Below are 19,399 nucleotides of genomic sequence, written 5' to 3' on the forward strand. Positions count from 1 at the left end.
GAAATTAAGAGGATGCCATGACCGATCTGACCCCGCGCGAAATCGTTTCCGAACTCGATCGCTTTATCATCGGGCAGCAAGACGCCAAGCGCGCCGTCGCAGTCGCCCTGCGCAACCGCTGGCGCCGCAAGCAACTGGGCGATGACCTCCGTGACGAGGTGTACCCCAAAAACATCCTGATGATCGGACCGACCGGTGTCGGCAAAACCGAAATCAGCCGCCGCCTTGCCAAGCTGGCCCGCGCGCCCTTCATCAAGGTCGAAGCCACCAAGTTCACCGAAGTCGGTTATGTCGGTCGTGACGTCGAGCAGATCGTCCGCGATCTGGTGGACATCGCGATCAACGACACCCGCGAATGGATGCGTGAAGACGTCAAAGCGAATGCTCACAAGGCCGCCGAAGACCGCGTGATCGAAGCTATCGCTGGCGTCGATGCTCGCGAAGGCACCCGCGAGTCCTTCCGCAAAAAACTGCGGACGGGCGAGCTGGACAACCACATCATCGAGATCGAAGTTGCCGATACGTCGAACCCGATGGGCGGCTTCGAGGTTCCGGGTCAACCGCAGATGGGCGGCATGATGAACCTTGGCGATCTTTTCGGTAAAGCGTTCCAGCGCAACGTGAAAAAGCGGATGACCGTGTCTGAGAGCTACGAGGTTCTGATATCTGACGAGGCGGACAAACTGCTGGACGACGAGACCGTGAAGAAGGCCGCTATCGAAGCGGTCGAACAGAACGGCATCGTGTTCCTCGATGAAATCGACAAAGTTTGCGCCCGCGCCGAAGCTCGCGGTGCTGATGTCAGCCGTGAAGGCGTTCAGCGCGACCTGCTGCCGCTGATCGAAGGTACCACCGTTTCGACGAAGCACGGTGCGGTCAAAACCGACCACATCCTGTTCATCGCTTCGGGCGCGTTTCACGTTGCCAAGCCGTCGGACCTGCTGCCCGAACTTCAGGGCCGTTTGCCGATCCGCGTTGAACTGGGCGCGCTCAGCGAAGGCGACTTCGTTCGTATCCTGACCGAGACCGACAACGCGCTGACCCGTCAGTACGCGGCTCTTATGGGTGCCGAAGAGGTGACGGTCGAATTCACACCCGACGGGATCGAGGCGATGGCCAAGATCGCTGCCGACGTGAACCGCAACATTGAAAACATCGGTGCGCGCCGCCTCTACACGATCATGGAGCGCGTGTTCGAGGAGTTGTCCTTCACCGCGCCGGACCGTTCGGGCGAGCACATCACCGTAGATGCTGAGTTCGTAGAAAAGAACGTCGGCGAACTCAGCCGGTCCGCCGACATGAGCCGTTACGTGCTCTGATGCACCCAAGCGTTGTCGACGAACTCGAAATCTCGGGTTTCGTCGACAGCGAATTCGGGCGTCTCGCCAGCCGCGAACCGCTCGATCTTGAGTTTCGCACCTTCCACCGTAAGCAGATTGAACGTGTTCTGTTCGCCGCGCAGGCGGGACGATAGACCCGTGCCTGCCTGAACGAGCAGCAAGCCCGGCGCGGCGGTAAACGGAGACGTAACCGTCGTGTGCAGGTGGCCACACAGCAGCACGTCGGCACCGCATTCACTGAGGCCCTCAATCGCTTTGGCAGCACCGGAGGTCAGACGCTTGTCCGTCTCCGTCAGGTGTTCAAGCGGGTGGTGCAGGACCACGATGCGGCAGCGATCATCAGGCTTGCTCTGGAACGTGTCACAGATGCGTTTGACCGTGTGCGATCCGACCTTGCCACGCTGGTGAGCAAAGCGGTTTACGGTGTTCACGCCAATTACATGGATTTCGTCGTCCGCAAACGTCGGCTCCAGATCCTGATTGATCGCCTTTTTATAGCGGCGGAACGGGCGGAAGAACCGCTCGATCAAGTTTTCTAGCGGCGTATCGTGATTGCCCGGCACAGAAAGTGTCGGCGCTTCGATACGGTCGAGGAACTGACGCGCATCGGCGAACTGCGAACGACGCGCGCGCTGGGTAAAATCGCCCGACACGCATACGAGGTCAGGCTTCAGATCGTTGATCGTTTTTACAAGCGGATCGACAAGCTCGTCTCTGATCTTGCCGAAGTGGAGGTCGGAAATATGGATTACGCGTTTCATGCACCTTCCTTGGGAACAAGGATCCGCAAAGCATCGGTGTGCATACGGAACTCTAACGGGGTTTTCATTTTGGCCTTCTCGCCATCGAACGCGACGAGCTCTTCTTTTCGGCCCGTGTCGATATCGAGCTCCTGAACCTTATAAAGGTCAAAGTCGCGGCCCTGCTTCATCGTGCGGCGCACCAGACGCCAGACGTTTTTCAGCATGGTATAGCGGCCTTGGCTGACAGCGGTGAAGACGGCGAAATTGTCTTCCTTGATGGCGTCCTCGCCTTCGAGGTTGAACATATCGAGCTGGTAGGAAGAGCGCGCGACGAACACGAGGGGTGTCTCGATGGTCTTTTCCACGCCTTCCGACATGATGCGGATTTTCAGCACGCGGTCGAATTGCAGGAACGTCTTGAGCATGGAGATATGCGCAACAATCCGCGAACGACCCCAGTGTTTATACGTCGCCTCACGGTTCTTTAGGATCACCGGATAGACGCCGAGACTGGCGTTGTTGAGAAATATCTGGCCGTTCACCGACCCGACGGAGATCTTCTTCGGCTCGCCGTGCAGCAGCGCCCTTGCAGCTTCCTCGGGGTCTTCGGGGATGCCCAAGCCGCGGGCAAAGAAATTGAACGTGCCAAGCGGGAGAACGCCCATCGTCACGTCCTTGTCGAGCAGCAGAGACGAGATTCCCACGATGGTGCCGTCACCGCCCGCCGCAACAATCGTCGCGCAACCTTGCTCCAGCGCCTTTTCAACGGCACCTTCAAACCCGCTCTCGGGGTCGGTCTCGATCAGCTGGGCTTGGTCGCCCAGAATAGCCATCACGCGATCAATAGCATTCGCGTCGTTGCTATTCGTTCCCGATTTTGGGTTGGTAATTACACAAATGGATTTCGACACAGTATCCGCACCTCAAATAGTGCGCCCTCTCAGCGCACCCGCTTGAGGTAGATGTAATAAGCGCCGTGTCCACCGTGTCGGGCGTGGGCGGGCGTAACTTGCAAAACAACGTGATTGAGGGGCGGTAGGCGCAGCCATTGCGGCACCTGATGGCGGAGAACGCCCATGCGCGTCGGGATCGGTCCGCCTGCGTCGCGGTCCTTGCCCTTGCCGGTGATGACGAGCAGCAGGCGGCGCTCCATTTCGAAGGAGGACAAGACAAACGCGATGAGTTCGCTGTGTGCCTCGGCAATGGTCATCCCGTGGAGGTCGAGCTTCCCGTCCGGCACGATCTTGCCGCGGGTCATTTTGCGGTGGGTTTTATGGTCCATCGATAACGGCGCGGAGCGCAGCGCATCGGCAATCGGCGTGGCAAGGTCGTCTGCTTTGCGGGCCTTGGATTTCTGACCGACGCGGAATTTCGGCAGCGGCGTAGGCGCCACGGGTTCCCGTTTCTTCGAGAGCGCGGCAGGCATCGTTTCGGGCACGTCGATTTCTTTGCGCGTCGGATCGAGCTTGGTCACACGTTTCGCAACGAGGTCCCAGAGGTCCTTCTCTTCCTGCGAGATATGACGCGGACGGCGGGCCATCAGACCAAGCCCTCTGCCAGCTTGCGCGGCAGCAACGCGACCATGCGGCCCGACTGCTGATACCCGCCCGCGATATGTCCTGCCTTTTCGCCAGTGCCCACAAAGATATCTGCGCGCTGTGCTCCTTTGATGGCAGCGCCGGTGTCCTGCGCGATCATCAGGCGCGACATTGCGTCCGGCGCGTCCTTTTCGATCCAGACCGGAGCGCCATAGATGTTGAACCCGGGGTCCACGGCGATCGTACGGCCAGCCGTCACGCTACGACCCATCACACCAATGGGTCCGCTCTCCAGCGGGACATCCAGTTCGCGGAAAAAGACATAGCTCTGGTTCTTTCGCATCAGCTCTTTGGCGTCAGTCGGGTTCGCGCGCATCCAGTCTTTGATGCGCTCGGCCGAAATCTCTGTCGGGTCGATCTTTCCTGCGTCTATCAGCTTTTTACCGACGGATTGATAGAGGTAGCCGTTCTTTCCCGCATAGCCGACGCGCAGGGTACCGCCGCCGGGAAGCGCCACACGACCCGACCCTTGGATATGGAGGAAGAACGCCTCGACCGGATCGGCGAGCCATACAAGTTCGAGGTCGCGGCCATCAAGGGCACCGTCTTCGATCTCTGCGCGGGTCGGGAGTTCGCCGTCAGGCATGCGGTAGAGCGGATGACGGTAGGTGTCATCGGTCGTCAGGCTGCCCAGCAACTCAGGCTCGAAATAGCCCGTAAAGAGGGCAGGGCTGCTATCGCTGATTTCGAAGGGCGTGAAGTGCGTTTCGAAATACACGCGCGGGTCGTGAACGCCATCAAGCGCGGCAACGCAATCAGCCCAGTCAGGCCCCAGCAGATCGGCGGTGTTTCTGAAAACAGAAAGGGCCGCGGCGTGATCGTCCTCGGCCCATCCATTCAATTCGGAAAACGTCAGAAGCCTGTATGTGGCGTGAGCCATATCGGCCTCCGGCTTCTGTTATTCGTCGGTCGCGACGAGCGTCCAGTTCGGATCATTCTCGGTCATGCGGCGAGCAAAGGTCCAGATATCGCGCTGGCGCTTCGGCGTTTTGTCACCGCCCTCGACGATTTCACCTTCGGCATTGCGCACGGTGTAGGTGAACTCGCCGGTCATACGCATAGTGATCTCGGCCTCTTTGGTGGTCGGATCATATTCGGCGTGCTGGATGGCAACCTCGGACACACCGAGGAATTCGGCGTCGATGGTCAGGCCCTGAGCGTTGCGCTCGGCAATCACGGACGACAGCGCTTCGTCTACGTCAGCCGACAGGAACGGACGCACGTCCGAGATGTCGCCCTTTTCGAACGCCATGAGGATCATCTCGTAAGCCCCGCGGGCGCCGCCGATAAAATCACCCACGGTGAAATCGGGATCCTGCTTTTTCATCTCGGCGAGAGCTTTGGCGGTCGGGCTGCTTTCGGGGACGTAGTCCACGATGTCGCGGTCCGGCCCACCTTCGATCACCTCGAAGTCGGCACGTTTCTGGACAGCGGCCTGATCGGCGCGAACCGGCGGTTTTTCAAAGCCTTCACGAGTACCAAGAACACTCCGCAGCTTGATGATCAGAAAAATCGCAATGCCGGCAAGAACCAGCAGTTGGATAAGCGGAGAGTTCATTCCAAACCTCTTCGGGATAGTTGGGGCATTCCATTTCGTTGCCTCGCACTTATGTATGTCACAGGCCCGATCAAGTCTACCTTCGGGCAGAAAGGACCTATCATGTGGCTATTGTTGGCATTTATCGCGGTTCCGCTGATCGAAATCGCACTTTTCATCAACGTTGGCGGTCTTATCGGGCTGTGGCCGACGCTGCTCATCGTGCTGTTGACCGCTATCCTCGGTGCCAATCTTGTGAAGCGTGAGGGCGCTAAGGAACTGCTGCGCCTCCGTCAGTCCTTCAACGATCTGCGTGATCCGAGCGAAAACCTCGCCGGTGGTGCGATGATCCTGTTTTCGGGGGCGCTGCTTCTGACGCCGGGCTTCTTTACCGATGCCGTCGGCTTTGCCCTGCTGATCCCTGCCGTCCGTACCGCCGTGTACAAATACCTGCGTGGCAAGGTGAAGGTTCAGAGCTTCACCTATGGCCAGACGATGCAGCGCGAGCCGCGTGATCCGCAGCGTGGCGACACCATCGACGGCGACTTCGTAGAGGTAGATCCGGAAAAGCGACCGACCCATCCGTCCGGTTGGACGCGCCACTAGCCACCACCATGTCGGACTGCTAAGCAGTGTCCGACTTGAATTTTAGGGAGCCCAATAATGTCGGATAATCCGCAGCAGCCGCAACAGCCGCAAATCAAGAACCGCATCGTCGCCCAGTACATCCGCGACATGTCGTTCGAAAACATCCTCGCCCAGAAGGGCCTGAAGGGTGACCCGCAGCCCGAGATGTCCGTCAAGGTCGCTCTGGACGCTCGCAAGCGCGGTGAAAACCAGTACGAAGTCAGCACCAAGCTGACGGTCAATTCGTCGACCAAAGAAAACAAAGAGCCGCTGTTCATTCTGGAAGTCGACTACGCAGGTGTGTTCCACATCGAAGGCGTGCCGGAAGACCAGCTGCACCCCTACCTGATGATCGAATGCCCGCGCCTGACCTTCCCGTTCCTGCGCCGCGTCGTTTCGGACGTGACCCGTGACGGTGGTTTCCCGCCGGTGAACCTCGACCTCATCGACTTCGTGACGATCTACCGTCAGGAACTTGCCCGCCGCGTTGAAGCGCAGAAGGCAGAAGGCGCCGAAGCTCCGGTCGCTAACTAAGCTTTTTCCAGAGTGCGTCGTCGCCCAGTTTGTCTACGAAGGCAGCGTGGGCGGCGGCCTCTTCCTCGGTGATCCGCGAAGGAAGAGCATGGGGACGCGGCTTGGGCCGCCAGTCCTCGGCAACCCCGCCCGACGCGCTTCCGGCATTGCTGGACAGACCGAAGTCGGGCTGACGCCCCCCGATCAGTTCCAGATAGACCTCGGCCAGAATTTCGGAGTCGAGAAGCGCGCCGTGCAAGGTACGTGACGAGTTGTCGATGCCAAAACGGCGGCAGAGCGCATCAAGCGATGCGGGCGAGCCGGGAAATTTCTTGCGCGCAATGGCCAGCGTGTCGATGGCCTGATCCCACGGGATCTGCGGCAGGTTCAGCCAGCCGAGTTCCGCATTGAGAAAGCGCATATCGAAAGCCGCGTTGTGAATGACGAGCTTCGCGTTGCCGATGAAATTCAGGAAATCCTGCGCGTGTTCGCGGAAAACCTTTTTGTCTTTCAGCAGCACCTGACCCGGTTGCAGCGGTTGCGGCGGCTCCAGAAGGTCGGGACCGATGCCGTGAACCTTGAACGCATCCGCAGGCATCGACCGTTCGGGGTTGATGTAGACGTGGTAGGTGCGTCCCGTCGGCATGTGGTTCTGCAACTCAAGACAACCGATTTCGACCAGACGATCGCCGCTGTCGGGATCAAAGCCTGTCGTTTCGGTATCGAGTACGATCTCACGCATGGGAACTCCGCTCTGTCAGTTCGGCGATCAGGTTTCGCACGTCTTGGCGGGTGCCGTCTAGGGTCAGGGTCTCGATCAGATGATCCGCGCGTTCACGTTTTTCGGCATCGGGCATCTGCCGCGCGAGGATCTGGGCGAACTGCTCCTCGGTCATTGTTCCACGGGAAAGCACACGGTCTTTCTGGACATCGGCAGGGGCGGTGACCACGAGGACAGAGTCCAGCCAGCTGTCGGCGCCCGTTTCAAACAGAAGCGGGATATCGAAAACAACGAGCGGCGCATCAGTGGTGGCAAGGAACTCCGCACGGTCGGCAGCGACCAGCGGGTGGACGATAGTTTCGAGCGTTTTGAGGACCGTGGGGTCTTCGGAAATCAGCGACTTCAAGGCGTTACGGTCAACGGCACCGTCGCGGATCGCTGAGGGGTAGGTATTGCCGACAGGATCGACCGCCGCGCCGCCAATACCGTAGAGCTTGTGGACCGTCGCATCGGCGTCCCAGACCGGCACGCCTTCGTCGCGGAACATCTTGGCGGTCGTCGATTTGCCCATGCCGATCGAACCGGTCAGGCCGAGCTTCCACGTCATCCCAGAACCACAGCGCGCAATTCGTCGTCGACTTCGGGGCGCGTACCGAACCAGCGCTCGAAACCGGGGACGGCTTGGTGCAGAAGCATCCCGAGCCCATCGACCGTGACGCAGCCCATTTGTTCTGCCTCGTTCAGCAGCTTGGTGCGAAGAGGGTTGTAGACGATATCGGTGACCAAGGTGCCTGACCGCAATTGTTTCGTCGGCACTTTGAATTCGTTCGCGCCTTTCATGCCGAGCGACGTGGTGTTGATGACCGTATCGCATTCGCCCATCGCAGCACCGGCGTGGACCCATTCGACCACGCGGATGCGGGCACCAAATTCATCACGCAGCGCGTCCGAATTGGTGCGGGTACGGTTCGTCAGCAGAATTTCCGGCGTTCCGGCATCGAGCATCGCTGTCAGAATAGCCCGCGACGCACCACCCGCGCCGAGCACGAGGGCGGGGCCGGTTGTCGGATCCCAGTCGGGAGCCTTCTGTCGAAGGTTCGCCATGAAACCGTAGCCGTCTGTGTTGTCGGCCTGAATTTTACCGTCAGCACGGAAAATCAGCGTATTCGCCGCGCCGATCAACGACGCGCGGTCGGACACCATATCCGCGATCTCCAGAGCGGAGACCTTATGCGGGATGGTGATGTTGCAGCCCACAAAACCCATCTCGGGCATGGTCCGCAGAACACGTTCCAGATTGTCGGGCTCGACGTGCATCGGAATGTAGTGGCCCTTGATCCCGTAGCGCTTCAGCCAGTGTCCGTGCAGGATCGGCGAGCGGGAATGGGAAATCGGGCAGCCGATGACACCGGCTAGCGGAATGCGTTCTTCGCTCATGCGTCCAGTACTCCCCGCACGATCAGATAGTTCACCAGTTCGACCATCGGCAGCCCGAGGATCGTGAAATAGTCGCCTTCGGTTCGGGCCATCAGGCGGATGCCTTCCTCCTCAATCTTATAGGCACCAACCGACCAACGGATGCTGTCCCAGTTCCGATCGACATAATCGTCGAGGTAAGCGTCGCTGAAATCCCGCATCGTGAGGCGCACCACCCCGACATGACGCCAGAGCGGTTCTGCATCCTTATAGATGACGGCGGCGGAAAGCAGACGGTGCGTTTTGCCGCGCATCGCTCTGAGCTGCGCACGGGCGTCATCGGGGCTTTCGGGTTTGGACAGAACCTGACCGTCGAAATCCAGCACCTGATCGCAACCGATCACTAGCTTGCCCGGGTTCTTCTGGGACACCTTGCGGGCCTTTGCCTCTGCCAGCGCATCGGCAATGTCGCGCGGGTTCGCCTCCTCCGCCTGAAGAGACATCTTTATCATTTCTTCATCGACCCGTGGCAGAACGGACTCAAACGGAATGTTGGCATTACGCAGGAGCGTCTTACGGATTTCCGATCCGGAGGCGAGGATGATCTGGTCAGTCATTGTGGATAATTTCGGGGGTAACCCTGTGATTTCGAAGCGATAACTCGTGGACGTCTTAGGCGTTGACAGCTTTCCACGCAAACACCCTCTGAGTCGACCACGATTCCATCACAGGTTTCACAGATGGGGATGGGATAAAGCGGCCCTGTGGGTATGTGGATGGGAATCGACAAAAGACTCCACAGCCAAAAAGAGTCAACGCGACTCACCGAGTCAAGTCTGCCTTAAAAATAAGGGCCTTGGCGATTCCCACAAGAATCTGCATGACTGTGAGTCATTGTGGAAATGTAGATAAGTTGGTGGAGAAGTCCCAATAAGCCAGTTATCCACACTACCAACAAACAACTACAATCTTTCTTTCTTTATTTATTATTTAAGAGGGAAAGCGCGAGGACCGTATGCTCGACACTTTTTACGACTTTCTTGGCTGGGCTTATCCTTGGACCAAGTCGATCCATATCATGGCAGTAATTTCGTGGATGGCAGGGATATTCTATCTCCCGCGTCTCTTCGTATACCACGTCGAAGGGCCGAGAAGGGAAGGCGTCCCCGAGGGCAGCGATATGGACATCCTGTTTCAGAAGCAGGAACGTTTGCTCCTCAAAGCGATTATGAACCCCGCTATGATCGCGACGTGGATCTTCGGTCTCCTGATGGTCCTGACGCCCGGAGTCGTCGACTGGAGCTTCATATGGCCGTGGACGAAAGCTATCGCGGTCATTGGCATGACCTGGTTTCACATGTGGCTGGGAAAGCGCCGTAAGGACTTCATGAAGGGCGAGAACACCCTGACCGGTCGAAACTACCGGATGATGAACGAGGTGCCGACGCTTCTCATGATCGTGATCGTCATCTCGGTGGTCGTTAAATTCTGAATTTGACTCGCGCCGCAGGGCAGGGCTAATAGGGGTGCCTCCCCGTCCGGGGAAGGAATCTGTCTGAATATTGCTGAAACGAACGCGGGCTGGATGGCCCGAAAAGGGTATGCCATGTCGCAAGACCGTTTGAACCTTGCCGATCTCAAAGCCAAGAGCCCGAAAGACCTGCTTTCGATGGCTGAAGAGCTGGAGATCGAAAACGCCTCGACCATGCGCAAGGGCGACATGATGTTTGCCATTCTGCGCGAACTTGCCGACGACGATTGGGTCATCGGCGGTGACGGTGTGCTCGAGGTGCTTCAGGACGGTTTCGGCTTCCTGCGTTCGCCCGAAGCGAACTACCTGCCCGGTCCGGATGACATCTACGTCTCCCCCGACATGATCCGTCAGCACTCGCTGCGCACCGGTGACACCGTAGAGGGCGTCATCAAGGAGCCGAACGACAACGAGCGTTACTTCGCCCTGACCAGCGTCGAGAAGATCAACTTCGAAGATCCGGAGCGCGCACGTCACAAGATCGCGTTCGATAACCTGACGCCGCTCTATCCCGACCAGCGCCTGAACATGGAAATCGAGGACCCGACAATCAAGGACCGTTCGGCCCGTATCATCGACCTCGTAGCACCAATCGGCAAGGGCCAGCGTTCGCTGATCGTGGCGCCGCCGCGTACGGGTAAGACGGTTCTGCTCCAGAACATCGCGCACTCGATCGAAAAGAACCATCCGGAGTGCTATCTGATCGTTCTGCTGATCGACGAACGCCCCGAAGAAGTTACCGACATGCAGCGCTCGGTGCGCGGCGAAGTCGTGTCGTCGACCTTCGACGAACCGGCGACACGTCACGTCCAAGTATCTGAAATGGTTATTGAAAAAGCGAAACGACTGGTCGAGCACAAGCGCGACGTCGTCATCCTGCTTGACTCGATCACCCGTCTTGGCCGCGCCTACAACACGACCGTCCCGTCCTCGGGTAAGGTTCTGACCGGTGGTGTGGACGCCAACGCGCTGCAACGTCCGAAGCGCTTCTTCGGTGCTGCTCGTAACATCGAAGAGGGTGGCTCACTGACCATTATCGCCACCGCGCTGATCGACACCGGTTCGCGCATGGACGAAGTCATCTTCGAAGAATTCAAAGGTACGGGTAACTCGGAAATCGTGCTCGACCGTAAGGTTGCCGACAAGCGCGTCTTCCCGGCTATCGACATTCTCAAGTCGGGCACCCGTAAAGAAGACCTGCTGGTCTCGCCAAAGGACCTTCAGAAGACCTACGTGCTTCGCCGCATCCTCAACCCGATGGGTACCACCGATGCGATCGAATTCCTCATGGGCAAGCTGAAGCAGACCAAGACCAACGGCGAATTCTTCGACTCAATGAACACCTGATCCGCGGAGGGCGGACATGGATACCATTTACGCCCTGGCCACCGCGTCAGGCAAAGCCGGCGTTGCGGTTGTTCGCGTCTCGGGCCCGTTGGCATTTGAGGCAGGACGCCGCATGTCCGGCGATCTGCCCAAAAGCCGCGGCGTCCGCCGGATCGTAGACGGGCAGGGCGATCTGATCGACGAAGCACTGGTGCTGGTGTTCGAACCGGGCAAGAGCTTTACCGGTGAGGCTGTTGTCGAGTTTCAACTGCACGGATCGCCCGCGATTGTAGCGACTGTTCTGCGCGAGCTGTCGGAGATTGACGGCCTACGCCATGCTGAGGCGGGCGAGTTTACCCGCCGCGCGTTGGAGAATGGGAAACTTGACCTTGCACAAGTCGAGGGGCTCGCTGACCTCATCGAGGCTGAGACAGAAGCGCAGCGAAAACAAGCACTTCGTGTATTTCAGGGCGCTCTGGGAACCAAGGTTGAAAGCTGGCGTGAGCGGTTAGTGCGTGCTGCCGCTTTGGTCGAAGCCACCATTGATTTTGTGGATGAAGACGTGCCCGTCGACGTAATGCCCGAAGTTCGGGAATTATTGACGTCCGTTCGTGATGAGATGCAGGTCGAAGCTGATGGTGTTCGCGTGGCCGAGCGTATCCGTGATGGGTTCGAAGTTGCCATCGTCGGTGCGCCGAACGTCGGTAAATCCACTCTGCTCAATCGCCTCGCTGGTCGTCAGGCTGCGATTACGTCGGACATCGCAGGCACCACCCGGGATGTGATCGAAGTTCGGATGGACCTCGGTGGCCTTCCCGTCACTATCCTCGATACAGCTGGTCTGCGAGAAACCGATGATGTGGTTGAAAGCCTTGGTATCGGGATTGCCAAGCAGCGTGCCGCGGCGGCAGATATGGTCGTCTACATGGTCGTTGATCCATCTGAGGTCGAACATGACTTCGGAAGCGACAGCTTGATTGTGATTGCGAAGGATGACGATCAATTGGCCGATGGCGTCGGCATTTCGGGTAAGACCGGCGCAGGCGTTGATCGCTTGGTAAGTGTGATCGAAGAACGCCTACGTTCCAAGACGGCTCGGATCGGCGTTGCCATGCGCGAACGCCACCGGATCGCGCTTCTTAAAGGCTGCGACGCGTTAGACCTCGCGATGGGTTTAGTGGACACGCAGACCGGGTTGGCCGATCTTATCGCGGAAGAGATTCGTACAGCGGCTAGGGCCACCGAATCGCTCGTCGGACGTGTTGATGTCGAGGATTTGCTGGATGTGATCTTCTCCAGCTTCTGCATCGGCAAATAGGAGTGTTTCACGTGAAACAAATGGACTTTGATGTTGTCGTCATTGGCGGTGGCCATGCAGGTACGGAAGCGGCCCATGCCTCTGCTCGTATGGGTGCAAACACCGCACTGGTTTCACTGACTTTCGATTCGCTCGGCGTAATGTCATGCAATCCGGCAATCGGCGGCCTTGGTAAAGGCCATTTGGTGCGCGAAGTTGATGCTCTTGATGGCGTCATGGGACGCGCTGCTGATGCTGCGGGCATTCAGTTCCGATTGCTAAACCGCAAAAAGGGCCCTGCGGTGCAGGGGCCTCGTGCTCAGGCTGACCGAGCGCTTTACAAACAAGCTATCCAAAAATTAACGGTCGATCAGCCTAATCTCACCGTCATTGAGGGCGAGGTTACGGACCTCCTCATGTCGGGTGATCGCGTTTCGGGCGTCGAGCTCGCTGACGGGTCGCAGATCAACTGCGGCAATGTTGTTCTGACGACCGGCACTTTTTTGCGTGGCGTCATTCATATTGGCGACGTGTCCAAGCCGGGTGGCCGGATGGGCGATAAGCCTTCAGTAAAGCTGGCCGAGCGCCTCGATAGCTTTTCATTGCCGCTCGGCCGTCTGAAGACGGGTACACCGCCGCGCCTCGACGGTAGGACAATCAAGTGGGACCTCTTGGGCAGTCAACCTGGTGACGACGAGCCGGTCCTGTTCTCGTTCATGTCCAAGGCGGTCATGGCGCCTCAAATCGCCTGCGGTATTACACATACGAATGAGCGTACGCACGACATCATCCGCGAAAATCTATCGCGATCAGCGATGTATGGCGGACATATCGACGGGGTGGGGCCGCGATATTGCCCCTCAATCGAAGACAAGGTGGTACGCTTTGCTGACAAAACGTCCCACCAAGTGTTCCTTGAGCCCGAGGGCGTCAATGATCCCACCGTGTATCCCAACGGCATTTCGACCTCGCTTCCTGTTGAGGTTCAGGAAGATTACGTCCGCTCGATCTATGGACTTGAGGATGTGAAGATTCTCCAGCCGGGATACGCGATTGAGTATGATTACGTTGATCCTCGCTCACTCAAACCGACGTTGGAACTGCGAGACGTGCAGGGCCTGTATCTCGCTGGCCAGATCAACGGTACGACTGGCTATGAGGAGGCAGCTGCCCAAGGTCTGGTGGCTGGCTTGAACGCCGCTAGGGGCGATGCGGACTCGATTACTTTCTCGCGCACGAGCAGCTATATCGGAGTGATGATTGACGACCTTATTACGCGTGGCGTGTCGGAACCGTACCGTATGTTCACATCGCGCGCCGAGTTCCGCCTGTCTCTTCGCGCTGATAACGCCGATCAGCGGCTGACTGAGTTTGGGCGTAATGCTGGATGCGTTGGTGATGAGCGCTGGTCTGCGTTCTCAAGAAAGATGGATGATATTCGCGAGGCCAAGGCTGAGCTTCAGCAGGTCAGCTTGACTGCGTCCCAAATTGCGAATTCCGGAGTCAATCTCAGCCCGAGCGGGCAAACACGGTCTGCTCTTGACGCACTTACTTTGGCCGAGTTTGAAGATGAACAGCTTGTCGGACTGGTGCCGAGCGCTGCCGCGTTCGAAAAGCCAATTCGCGAGCAGATCAAACGCGATGCTTTGTATGCGCATTATATTTCTCGTCAGGAAAAAGATATCGAGAGCCTTCAGCGAGATGAGCAGCTCGTTATTCCAAGCATGTTTAGCTATGCAGGCATCTCTGGGCTTTCGAACGAACTGCGTTTGAAGCTGGAAAAGGCGAGGCCCTCTACGATCGGGCAGGCTGGACGTATCGAGGGAATGACACCAGCCGCTCTGGTTTTGCTAATTTCCCAAATTCGCAAGCAGTCGAAAGCAAAGTCGGCATGATCGCTGGGCTTGATGTTTCACGTGAAACAGAGGAGCGCCTTAGGGCGTTCTCTGATCTTGTTCTTAAGTGGACCACAAAGATCAACTTGATCGCGAAGGGCACTCAAGATGATATCTGGGATCGACATATCATTGATTCCGCCCAGGTCTGGCTAAATGCGCCTACCGGCTTCGCCACTTGGGTCGATATCGGATCTGGCGGAGGCTTTCCGGCCATCGTTCTTGCTACAATCGCCAAAGAACGGATGCCGGACGCTCAGTTTACCCTCATCGAGAGCGATCAACGTAAAGCGACATTCCTTCGCACCGCGATCCGAGAATTGGACCTGAACGCCAAGGTTATCGCCAAGCGGATCGAGGAGGCCGACGCGCAGAATGCGGATGTCGTTAGTGCCCGCGCACTCGCTTCCCTTGATCTGCTGCTGGGATTTGCTGATCGGCACCTGAGAGAGGGCGGTGTTGCGCTTTTCCAGAAGGGGAAGGGTGTCAACGACGAAATTGATGCCGCAAAGCAGAATTGGTCCTTTGCCTACGAACTCCACGACAGTATCACCGACGCTGAGGCCAAATTGGTAGCAGTAAGGGAAATCGCCCGTGTCTGACCTGAGCAGAACGACAGCTCCGAAAATTATCGCAATCGCAAATCAGAAGGGCGGAGTTGGCAAGACAACGACGTCGATTAACCTTGCGGCCGGCTTGGCGGAGCTGGGTTGTCGTGTGCTACTGGTCGATCTCGACCCCCAAGGCAACGCATCGACTGGGATCGGTATTGAGCCTGATCAGCGAGAAGTGACGACCTACGACATCCTTGCTGGCGAAGCGAACCTTTACGACGCGGTTCAGGAGACCGGTATCTCCAATCTGATGGCGATCCCTGCAAATACAGACCTGAGTTCGGCCGATATCGAACTGATTTCCAATGAAAAGCGTAGTTTTCTCCTCTACGACGCGCTTCGTCAGCCCTCGGTCGACGCATTTGCTCTCGACTACATCATTATCGACTGTCCGCCTTCGTTGAACCTGTTGACGATCAACGCGATGGTTGCCGCAGACTCGGTGATCGTGCCCCTACAGAGCGAATTCTACGCGCTTGAGGGTCTATCCCAACTGATGTTGACCATTCGTGAAGTCCGCCAGACAGCCAATCCTGATCTTCGGATCGAAGGTGTCGTCCTGACGATGTTTGATCGCCGCAATAATTTGTCAACGCAGGTTGAACAGGATGCCCGTGAGAACCTCAAGGATCTCGTGTTTAAAACGATGATCCCGAGAAATGTGCGTCTGAGCGAAGCTCCATCTTACGCGATGTCGATTATGGAGTATGATCCCAATTCGCGAGGTGCGAACGCGTACCGTGAATTGGCGGCCGAACTCATTCAGCGCCAAGCTTAAGAGCAGGAGGCCGATATGGCAGACAAACCGAACCGTAATCGTGGGTTGGGCCGTGGCCTCTCGGCTTTGATGGCTGATGTGAATGCGCCGGTCGAGCGCGCGCCTGCAGCGGCTGACAGCGCACCGCGCCGCCCAGACATGATGGTCGCAATTGAACGTGTCGAGCCTAATCCTGACCAGCCGCGCCGTTCGTTCGCTGACGAAGCGCTTCAGGAACTTGCATCGTCGGTAAAAGAAAAGGGTGTCATCCAGCCGCTTATTGTTCGGACGTCGCCACGTGATGCATCAAAGTTCGAGATTGTTGCCGGTGAACGTCGCTGGCGTGCATCGCAGATCGCGCAATTGCATGAGTTGCCAGTTATTGTTCGCGAGTTCTCTGACACAGAAGTCCTCGAAGTCGCGATCATTGAGAACATCCAGCGTGCTGATCTCAACGCGATTGATGAAGCGGCGGGCTATAAGCAGCTGATGGACCGCTTCGGCCATACGCAGGAACAGCTCAGCCAAGCGCTGGGTAAAAGCCGTTCGCACATTGCGAACTTGCTTCGTCTGCTCAATCTTCCGCGTGACGTTCAGACTTACGTGATCGAAGGCCAACTATCCGCGGGCCACGCGCGTACTTTGGTTGGCAATGAGCAGGCGGCGGAAATCGCGCAGAAAATCATTCAGCAGGGACTTTCGGTGCGCGATGCAGAAAAGCTGACCAAAGCTGATCCGGCGAAGCAGAAGGCGACCCAAAACAACCGCGTTCGTGCAGCTGCAAAAGACCCTGATACGGCTCAAATCGAGCAGGAATTATCGTCCCAGATTGGGATGAAGGTGTCTATCGATCACGATGCCAATGGTGAGGGCGGCCGCATCAGCATCCGCTACGAGTCGCTTGACCAGTTGGATGACGTGATGCGGATCCTGTCGTCGTCTTAATTGACCAGCAATTCGCGCAGTACAGCGTTGAGCAGGGGCCGGCCTTCGGATGTCAATCTAAGCCGGCCTTTTTCGTGGGTTAGAAATCCCATGTTTTCGAGGCGAGAGATATTCGGCTGGAGCGCATCACCGCCGAAATGAGATAGCCGGTTGAGATCAACGCCGTCCGCTACGCGAAGGCCCATAAGTAAAAACTCATGCAATTGATCGATCTGATTCAGCGTATCAGAGACGTTTTCACCGTTCCCGCGCTGCTCCACCGCTTCGAGCCAAGTATTCGGCATACGGTAGGTCTCGGTTGCATATTTCTGACCGCCCAGGGTCAGGCGTCCGTGGGCCCCAGGCCCAATGCCCGCGTAGTCGCCGTAGCGCCAATAGATCAGGTTGTGTTGGCTCTCAGCGCCTTCCGGCGCGTGATTAGAGACTTCGTAAGCGGGGAAACCCATCTGTGCAGCGACGTCCTGTGTGACATCGTACATGTCAGCGGCGGAGTCTTCGTCGGGAAGTCCGCGAAGTTTCCCAATTGCATATCGATCACCGAAAGCTGTTCCTTGTTCGATCGTCAGCTGGTACATCGAAATGTGGTCGACGGCCAAAGAAAGAGCCTGTTTCAGCTCGTTTCGCCATTCTTGGGTCGTTTGGTTCTGACGTGCATAGATAAGATCGAAGCTCACGCGATCAAACACGCCGCGAGCAATGTCGAATGCCGCGAGCGCCTCTTCGACACTGTGCAACCGTCCAAGAGCATGCAAATCCTGATTGTTTAGTGACTGAATGCCCATCGAGACGCGGTTAACACCTGCGTCGCGGTAGCCACGGAAACGTCCGGCCTCCACGGAAGTTGGATTGGCTTCAAGCGTGACCTCTGCACTGTTAGTCATGGGCCACGTGCGACGGATCTTGGTCATGATCGCGTCGACGAGTTCGGGGTCCATGAGGCTAGGGGTGCCGCCACCAAAGAATACGGACTTCAGCACGCGACCTTGGGTCAGCGTGCCAACACGGTCGATTTCGGAGAGGTAGGCGCGAGCCCATCGATTCTGGTCAATGGAGCTCGCTACGTGACTGTTGAAGTCACAGTAGGGGCATTTCGACTGGCAGAAGGGCCAGTGAATGTAGAGGCCGAAGCCGCCGTGTTGCCAATCTTCAAGCAAAGCAGCCCTGCACGAACTTGGCGAACGCATCCGCGCGGTGACTGATCTTGTTCTTTTCCCAGCGATCCATCTCGCCGAAGGTCACGTCGTAGCCTTCGGGTTGGAAGATCGGATCGTAGCCGTGACCCTGATCGCCGCGCATCGGCCAGACAATCTGTCCGTTCATGACGCCAGCAAAGACCTCATCGTGACCATCAGGCCATGCGAGGACGAGGGTGCAGCAGAAACGCGCGGTGCGCGGGAAGGGGGCCTTTGCCTCCTCCAACTTGTTCCACGTCTTTTCCATCGCCATGACGAAGTCGCGACCGTTCGGCGTTTCGGCCCAATCGGCGGTGTAGACGCCAGGTGCGCCATTCAAGCCGTCGATTTCGATGCCGGAGTCGTCGGCGAGAGCGGGCAAAGCAGTCTCTTTTGCAGCGTAATGTGCTTTTATACGCGCGTTGCCGACGAAGGTGTTTTCGGTCTCTTCAGGCTCTGCAAGGCCGTGATCGGCGGCAGAGGTCACCTTGATCCCGAACGGCGCGAGCATTTCGCTGATCTCTTCGAGCTTGCCCTTGTTGTGGGTCGCTACGACGAGCTCCTTTCCCTCAAAGCGGCGTGTCATGCGGTGGCGGCCTTTTGTGCGGCAACCAGCTCAGCGATGCCTTTGTCCGCGAGGTCGAGGAGTTGGGTCATCTGGTCACGCGAGAAGGTGGCACCCTCGGCGCTCATCTGCACTTCGATCAGGCGGTTGCCGGTCATGACGAAGTTGCCGTCGACGCCTGCTTCGGAGTCTTCAGGATAATCCAGATCGAGAACCGGCTGACCAGCGTAGATACCGCAGGAGACAGCGGCGACAGGTTCGGGCAGGGGATCGCTGGTCACGAGGCCGGCTTTCATCAGTTTGTTGACGGCCAGCTTGAGCGCGACCCAACCACCGGTGATCGAGGCGCAGCGGGTGCCGCCGTCAGCTTGAAGGACGTCACAGTCGATGGTGATCTGGCGTTCGCCAAGAGCAACGCGGTCAACACCGGCACGCAGCGAGCGGCCGATCAGGCGCTGGATTTCAACGGTGCGGCCGCCTTGCTTGCCGCTGGCAGCTTCACGGCGCATACGCGAACCGGTCGAGCGGGGCAGCATACCGTATTCGGCAGTGACCCAACCGAGGCCGGAGTTCTTGATGAACGGAGGCACACGATCTTCGATCGTAGCGGTGCACATGACGTGGGTATCGCCGACCTTGATGAGGCAGGAACCCTCGGCATGTTTGGTGACGCCGACCTCGATCGAGACGGGGCGCATTTCATTTACCTGACGACCGGAAGGGCGCATATTCAATCTCCTTGCTGTACCGCTAGCGGGATACGCGGGTTGATACTGAAAACCAACCCCGATTGACGTTCCAC

General features: G+C 57.8%; 22 protein-coding genes. 10 read left to right on the forward strand and 12 right to left on the reverse strand.

What is annotated here, in order from left to right; genetic code table 11:
* Positions 1-17: 17 nt before the first annotated feature.
* A complete protein-coding gene (hslU, locus tag HCZ30_RS03160) occupies positions 18-1,319 on the forward strand; it encodes an ATP-dependent protease ATPase subunit HslU (protein ID WP_167636323.1) in 1,302 nt (433 codons plus the stop codon).
* Here the strand turns inward: hslU and HCZ30_RS03165 are convergent.
* The 5 genes from HCZ30_RS03165 to HCZ30_RS03185 are packed head-to-tail and all read right to left on the reverse strand — an operon-like array spanning position 1,307 to position 5,239.
* Positions 1,307-2,101 carry a metallophosphoesterase family protein gene (locus HCZ30_RS03165; protein WP_167636324.1) on the reverse strand — a complete coding sequence of 265 codons (795 nt, stop codon included), beginning with the start codon at positions 2,099-2,101 and terminating at the stop codon, positions 1,307-1,309. The two genes, hslU and HCZ30_RS03165, sit on opposite strands and share 13 nt — an antisense overlap.
* Positions 2,098-2,994, reverse strand: coding sequence for a diacylglycerol kinase family protein (locus HCZ30_RS03170; protein WP_167636325.1), 897 nt, complete (start codon positions 2,992-2,994; stop codon positions 2,098-2,100). The genes HCZ30_RS03165 and HCZ30_RS03170 overlap by 4 nt, the downstream gene beginning before the upstream one ends.
* 29 nt (positions 2,995-3,023) lie before the next feature.
* The gene (locus tag HCZ30_RS03175; protein WP_167636326.1) at positions 3,024-3,623 is read right to left on the reverse strand and encodes a Smr/MutS family protein; all 600 of its coding nucleotides are present in this window, start codon (positions 3,621-3,623) and stop codon (positions 3,024-3,026) included.
* Complete coding sequence (gene mltA / locus HCZ30_RS03180) at positions 3,623-4,561, reverse strand: murein transglycosylase A (RefSeq protein WP_167636327.1); 939 nt, start codon at positions 4,559-4,561, stop codon at positions 3,623-3,625. Before mltA ends, HCZ30_RS03175 begins: the two co-directional genes overlap by 1 nt.
* Positions 4,562-4,579: 18 nt before the next feature.
* Positions 4,580-5,239 carry a Tim44/TimA family putative adaptor protein gene (locus tag HCZ30_RS03185; protein ID WP_167636328.1) on the reverse strand — a complete coding sequence of 220 codons (660 nt, stop codon included), beginning with the start codon at positions 5,237-5,239 and terminating at the stop codon, positions 4,580-4,582.
* 102 nt (positions 5,240-5,341) lie between these two features.
* Here HCZ30_RS03185 and HCZ30_RS03190 point away from each other — a divergent pair, with 102 nt between their 5' ends.
* Positions 5,342-5,824, forward strand: a complete 483-nt coding sequence (locus tag HCZ30_RS03190; RefSeq protein WP_167636329.1) for an FxsA family protein — start codon at positions 5,342-5,344, stop codon at positions 5,822-5,824.
* A 57-nt stretch (positions 5,825-5,881) separates the two neighbouring features.
* Positions 5,882-6,379, forward strand: a complete 498-nt coding sequence (gene secB / locus HCZ30_RS03195) for a protein-export chaperone SecB (RefSeq protein ID WP_167636330.1) — start codon at positions 5,882-5,884, stop codon at positions 6,377-6,379.
* Here the strand turns inward: secB and dnaQ are convergent.
* From dnaQ to HCZ30_RS03215, 4 genes are read right to left on the reverse strand one after another with little or no spacing between them, the layout of a single operon-like run.
* Positions 6,372-7,100: a DNA polymerase III subunit epsilon gene (dnaQ, locus tag HCZ30_RS03200; protein WP_167636331.1), complete on the reverse strand. Its 729-nt coding sequence runs from the start codon at positions 7,098-7,100 to the stop codon at positions 6,372-6,374. The two genes, secB and dnaQ, sit on opposite strands and share 8 nt — an antisense overlap.
* Positions 7,093-7,686: a dephospho-CoA kinase gene (gene coaE / locus HCZ30_RS03205; RefSeq protein ID WP_167636332.1), complete on the reverse strand. Its 594-nt coding sequence runs from the start codon at positions 7,684-7,686 to the stop codon at positions 7,093-7,095. Before coaE ends, dnaQ begins: the two co-directional genes overlap by 8 nt.
* A complete protein-coding gene (locus tag HCZ30_RS03210) occupies positions 7,683-8,516 on the reverse strand; it encodes a shikimate dehydrogenase (RefSeq protein ID WP_167636333.1) in 834 nt (277 codons plus the stop codon). The genes coaE and HCZ30_RS03210 overlap by 4 nt, the downstream gene beginning before the upstream one ends.
* Positions 8,513-9,112 carry a Maf family protein gene (locus tag HCZ30_RS03215; RefSeq protein WP_167636334.1) on the reverse strand — a complete coding sequence of 200 codons (600 nt, stop codon included), beginning with the start codon at positions 9,110-9,112 and terminating at the stop codon, positions 8,513-8,515. The genes HCZ30_RS03210 and HCZ30_RS03215 overlap by 4 nt, the downstream gene beginning before the upstream one ends.
* Positions 9,113-9,510: 398 nt before the next feature.
* On the opposite strand from HCZ30_RS03215, the gene HCZ30_RS03220 reads away from it, so the two are divergent.
* The 7 genes from HCZ30_RS03220 to HCZ30_RS03250 all read left to right on the forward strand — a co-directional run bounded on the left by HCZ30_RS03220 (position 9,511) and on the right by HCZ30_RS03250 (position 16,860).
* The gene (locus HCZ30_RS03220; RefSeq protein WP_167636335.1) at positions 9,511-9,987 is read left to right on the forward strand and encodes a CopD family protein; all 477 of its coding nucleotides are present in this window, start codon (positions 9,511-9,513) and stop codon (positions 9,985-9,987) included.
* Positions 9,988-10,101: 114 nt separating this feature from the next.
* Positions 10,102-11,373: a transcription termination factor Rho gene (gene rho / locus HCZ30_RS03225; protein WP_167636336.1), complete on the forward strand. Its 1,272-nt coding sequence runs from the start codon at positions 10,102-10,104 to the stop codon at positions 11,371-11,373.
* 16 nt (positions 11,374-11,389) lie between these two features.
* Positions 11,390-12,670 (forward strand): tRNA uridine-5-carboxymethylaminomethyl(34) synthesis GTPase MnmE, encoded by a 1,281-nt coding sequence (gene mnmE / locus HCZ30_RS03230; protein ID WP_167636337.1) that lies wholly within the window; start codon positions 11,390-11,392, stop codon positions 12,668-12,670.
* An 11-nt stretch (positions 12,671-12,681) separates the two neighbouring features.
* Positions 12,682-14,544: a tRNA uridine-5-carboxymethylaminomethyl(34) synthesis enzyme MnmG gene (gene mnmG, locus HCZ30_RS03235; protein WP_167636338.1), complete on the forward strand. Its 1,863-nt coding sequence runs from the start codon at positions 12,682-12,684 to the stop codon at positions 14,542-14,544.
* Complete coding sequence (gene rsmG, locus HCZ30_RS03240) at positions 14,541-15,146, forward strand: 16S rRNA (guanine(527)-N(7))-methyltransferase RsmG (RefSeq protein ID WP_167636339.1); 606 nt, start codon at positions 14,541-14,543, stop codon at positions 15,144-15,146. The genes mnmG and rsmG overlap by 4 nt, the downstream gene beginning before the upstream one ends.
* Positions 15,139-15,936 (forward strand): AAA family ATPase, encoded by a 798-nt coding sequence (locus HCZ30_RS03245; RefSeq protein ID WP_167636340.1) that lies wholly within the window; start codon positions 15,139-15,141, stop codon positions 15,934-15,936. The genes rsmG and HCZ30_RS03245 overlap by 8 nt, the downstream gene beginning before the upstream one ends.
* 15 nt (positions 15,937-15,951) lie before the next feature.
* Positions 15,952-16,860, forward strand: a complete 909-nt coding sequence (locus tag HCZ30_RS03250) for a ParB/RepB/Spo0J family partition protein (RefSeq protein ID WP_167636341.1) — start codon at positions 15,952-15,954, stop codon at positions 16,858-16,860.
* Here the strand turns inward: HCZ30_RS03250 and hemW are convergent.
* The 3 genes from hemW to rph are packed head-to-tail and all read right to left on the reverse strand — an operon-like array spanning position 16,857 to position 19,325.
* Complete coding sequence (hemW, locus tag HCZ30_RS03255; RefSeq protein WP_167636342.1) at positions 16,857-18,044, reverse strand: radical SAM family heme chaperone HemW; 1,188 nt, start codon at positions 18,042-18,044, stop codon at positions 16,857-16,859. The genes HCZ30_RS03250 and hemW overlap by 4 nt on opposite strands.
* Entirely contained in the window at positions 18,007-18,618 is a 612-nt protein-coding gene (gene rdgB / locus HCZ30_RS03260) for an RdgB/HAM1 family non-canonical purine NTP pyrophosphatase (RefSeq protein ID WP_167636343.1), read from the reverse strand. Before rdgB ends, hemW begins: the two co-directional genes overlap by 38 nt.
* Positions 18,615-19,325 (reverse strand): ribonuclease PH, encoded by a 711-nt coding sequence (gene rph, locus HCZ30_RS03265; protein ID WP_167636344.1) that lies wholly within the window; start codon positions 19,323-19,325, stop codon positions 18,615-18,617. The genes rdgB and rph overlap by 4 nt, the downstream gene beginning before the upstream one ends.
* Between the last annotated feature and the right edge of the window lie 74 nt (positions 19,326-19,399).

The sequence above is a fragment of the Marivivens donghaensis genome, assembly GCF_011806565.1.
Classification (GTDB): domain Bacteria; phylum Pseudomonadota; class Alphaproteobacteria; order Rhodobacterales; family Rhodobacteraceae; genus Marivivens; species Marivivens donghaensis_A.

Excerpts from the sequence above, each read along its gene's own strand:
- rdgB (WP_167636343.1), bottom strand. The coding sequence starts at position 18,618 with ATGACACGCCGCTTTGAGGGAAAGGAGCTCGTCGTAGCGACCCACAAC.
- coaE (WP_167636332.1), bottom strand. The coding sequence starts at position 7,686 with ATGACGTGGAAGCTCGGCCTGACCGGTTCGATCGGCATGGGCAAATCG.
- secB (WP_167636330.1), top strand. The coding sequence starts at position 5,882 with ATGTCGGATAATCCGCAGCAGCCGCAACAGCCGCAAATCAAGAACCGC.
- dnaQ (WP_167636331.1), bottom strand. The coding sequence starts at position 7,100 with ATGCGTGAGATCGTACTCGATACCGAAACGACAGGCTTTGATCCCGAC.
- HCZ30_RS03215 (WP_167636334.1), bottom strand. The coding sequence starts at position 9,112 with ATGACTGACCAGATCATCCTCGCCTCCGGATCGGAAATCCGTAAGACG.
- hemW (WP_167636342.1), bottom strand. The coding sequence starts at position 18,044 with ATGCGTTCGCCAAGTTCGTGCAGGGCTGCTTTGCTTGAAGATTGGCAA.
- HCZ30_RS03175 (WP_167636326.1), bottom strand. The coding sequence starts at position 3,623 with ATGGCCCGCCGTCCGCGTCATATCTCGCAGGAAGAGAAGGACCTCTGG.
- HCZ30_RS03250 (WP_167636341.1), top strand. The coding sequence starts at position 15,952 with ATGGCAGACAAACCGAACCGTAATCGTGGGTTGGGCCGTGGCCTCTCG.
- hslU (WP_167636323.1), top strand. The coding sequence starts at position 18 with ATGACCGATCTGACCCCGCGCGAAATCGTTTCCGAACTCGATCGCTTT.
- HCZ30_RS03190 (WP_167636329.1), top strand. The coding sequence starts at position 5,342 with ATGTGGCTATTGTTGGCATTTATCGCGGTTCCGCTGATCGAAATCGCA.
- HCZ30_RS03185 (WP_167636328.1), bottom strand. The coding sequence starts at position 5,239 with ATGAACTCTCCGCTTATCCAACTGCTGGTTCTTGCCGGCATTGCGATT.
- HCZ30_RS03210 (WP_167636333.1), bottom strand. The coding sequence starts at position 8,516 with ATGAGCGAAGAACGCATTCCGCTAGCCGGTGTCATCGGCTGCCCGATT.
- mltA (WP_167636327.1), bottom strand. The coding sequence starts at position 4,561 with ATGGCTCACGCCACATACAGGCTTCTGACGTTTTCCGAATTGAATGGA.
- rho (WP_167636336.1), top strand. The coding sequence starts at position 10,102 with ATGTCGCAAGACCGTTTGAACCTTGCCGATCTCAAAGCCAAGAGCCCG.
- rph (WP_167636344.1), bottom strand. The coding sequence starts at position 19,325 with ATGCGCCCTTCCGGTCGTCAGGTAAATGAAATGCGCCCCGTCTCGATC.
- mnmE (WP_167636337.1), top strand. The coding sequence starts at position 11,390 with ATGGATACCATTTACGCCCTGGCCACCGCGTCAGGCAAAGCCGGCGTT.
- rsmG (WP_167636339.1), top strand. The coding sequence starts at position 14,541 with ATGATCGCTGGGCTTGATGTTTCACGTGAAACAGAGGAGCGCCTTAGG.
- HCZ30_RS03165 (WP_167636324.1), bottom strand. The coding sequence starts at position 2,101 with ATGAAACGCGTAATCCATATTTCCGACCTCCACTTCGGCAAGATCAGA.
- HCZ30_RS03220 (WP_167636335.1), top strand. The coding sequence starts at position 9,511 with ATGCTCGACACTTTTTACGACTTTCTTGGCTGGGCTTATCCTTGGACC.